This is a genomic window from Kribbella sp. CWNU-51, from assembly GCF_054073265.1.
Genome location: NZ_JBSXMZ010000066.1, coordinates 1 through 2,159 on the forward strand (window position 1 = coordinate 1; position 2,159 = coordinate 2,159).

Here is a 2,159-nt window from a genome sequence, read left to right on the forward strand (position 1 = left end):
GTCCGGCCCTCGACAGCGGCCGACTCGGGATCATCGTTCTCGACGCACCCAACCGTGCCCCGCACCCCCCGCGGGCTGCCCCCACACTCCAGGGCGAGCCTGGAGCGCGCCACCTCTGGACGTCAGCGCGCTGCCACCTGTACACGCAGGGATTGATGGCGAGGCGATCGATCTAAGCCCGCCGCTGCAGTTCACTATCCGGCCCAGGGCTCTGCGAGTCCGAATCTCGCCCCGCCATTAAGGTCCGCCACCATCGGGGCCGTTATCGCCTCCCAGGCAAACGCGTCGGCTGCCAGAGGGCTGATACGCCGAGGAGGTGCGGGCCCCGTCAGGGCTGCCGGTTACGCACGTTCGCAGTTCGGTCCTGCAGTCGGTAGATGCGGTCGCATCCTGCAGCGACTGTCGCTGCGGTTCCGGCGCCGACGATGGAACCGATGATCACGTCACCCGGATAGTGCACGCCGGTGTGGACTCGCGAGTAGGCGACGCCGCCGGCCAGCAACCGGATCGGCACGGCCAGCCCAGGCAGGTGCCGGCCGACCGCGTAGGCGAACGCGAACGCCGACGCGGCGTGGCCGGACGGGAAAGAGTCGGATTCCGGCATCGGTACACCTCGAGCCGCAAACATGGCGTGGCCGGCGCGATCCGGGCGCCGCCGTTGGGCAAGCGGCTTCATGCCGAGATTAACGGTCGCCGAGGTCACCCCGATCGCCAGCACGCCCTCCAGCGCCGCGCGGCGTCCACGCCTGCCACCGAGCGCGGCGATCACGGCGGCGATACCAAGCCATAGCCGCGAGTAGTTCGCCGCCTTCGAGAGCCGGCGAACGGGGCCGTCCAGCTCCGGGGTGGGGGTTTCCGCCACAGCCTCATACACCGCCTGGTCCACCGCCCCCAGCTCACCCAACGCCGCGACCCACACGGATTCGGCGCCTCGCCGCGCCTGAACCCGCCGCGCCAGCGCGTCCGCGACGCTCTGTTGCTGTGTGCCAGCATGGGAGGACATAGGGAGGATCCTTCGATTCACTGGTGGCCGGACGTCAGGTGCTAGCGCTGCACCCAGGCTAAACCAAGGCTAGACCGGACCTGGCGGTCAGCGCCTACGGCCACCCCCAGCAGCAGCGGCGGCACCGCCGAACGCAAGCCCCATTGCGGCACCTCACCGCCACAGGCCGCAGAACCTGCCCGCCTCCGGACCCGGATCTCGTCGCGGAGCACTGATCGCTATGGCCGCCTCAGCTTCGCCGGGGCTGGCCTGCGAGACGTCGGTGCCGGCAAGGACGGCAGCAGCGCGGGTGGCGTGGATCGTGTCCCTGTCCGCTCGCCGCTGAGGACCCTGGCGGCGTTGATCAGGGCCCGTGCAGTCACCGCCTGGTTGCGGTTCAGGCCGCCGTGTGTGAGTTCGGTGCGCTTCGGATTGCCGGTGGTGCCGGAGGTGTAGAGGATCACCGCGATGTCGTCGTCGGACCGGGTGACCGTGTCGGTCGCGGGCGGCGTCGCCGCGAGCGCGGCTTGGAAGTCCCAGTCCCCGGGCGCGACCGCCAGGCAGTCGGGGCCTGCGGCCTTCGCACCTGCCTCTGCCTCCGCGGCAGAGGTATGCCAGGCAATGAGCAGTTTGGCGCCGGAGTCGCGGAGGTAGTACTCCACCTCGCGCGCCTTGAGCAGCGGGTTCATCGGCACGACGACCCCGCCGGCGCGGAGGATGCCGTAGTACGAGATCGCAAACTGCACGTTCGGAAGCATCAGCCCGACACGGTCGCCAGGCTCCAGGCCGCTGCCGCGCAGCAGCGTGACCATCCGGGACGCGGCGTCGTCGAGGGCCGCGTACGTCAGCACGTGGTCATCCATCCGGACGGCCGGGTGGTCGGGGTACATCGAAGCGGACTCGGTGAGGTTCTGGCTGAGGTTGGTCATGTCGGCCTCTTCGTCAGATCTTGCCGAAGGCGAGCCACAGATAGGCCAAGAGCAGCACGGTGACGACGAGCGCTGGTGCCATCTCGGCTACGCCGGCGTGCTGGCGCAGGTGCGCGCCGAGGGCTCCAACCATGAGGAGCAGCAAACCCGCCGCGGCGAGCACTCCGAGCGGGGGTATCGCGAGGCCGAGCAGGACTCCTGCGGCACCCGCGACCTCCAGGACCCCGATGCGCTGGTAGGCACCGACA

General features: G+C 69.9%; 3 protein-coding genes. All 3 read right to left on the reverse strand.

Going from position 1 to position 2,159, the window contains the following annotated elements; all coding sequences use genetic code 11:
- Positions 1-328 precede the first annotated feature (328 nt).
- Positions 329-1,003 carry a phosphatase PAP2 family protein gene (locus ACXC9Q_RS41805; RefSeq protein WP_457062600.1) on the reverse strand — a complete coding sequence of 225 codons (675 nt, stop codon included), beginning with the start codon at positions 1,001-1,003 and terminating at the stop codon, positions 329-331.
- A gap of 218 nt (positions 1,004-1,221) precedes the next feature.
- Positions 1,222-1,911, reverse strand: a complete 690-nt coding sequence (locus tag ACXC9Q_RS41810) for an AMP-binding protein (RefSeq protein WP_457062601.1) — start codon at positions 1,909-1,911, stop codon at positions 1,222-1,224.
- 13 nt (positions 1,912-1,924) lie between these two features.
- A partial coding sequence (locus tag ACXC9Q_RS41815) for a DoxX family protein (protein WP_457062602.1) occupies positions 1,925-2,159 on the reverse strand: 235 nt, incomplete at its 5' end.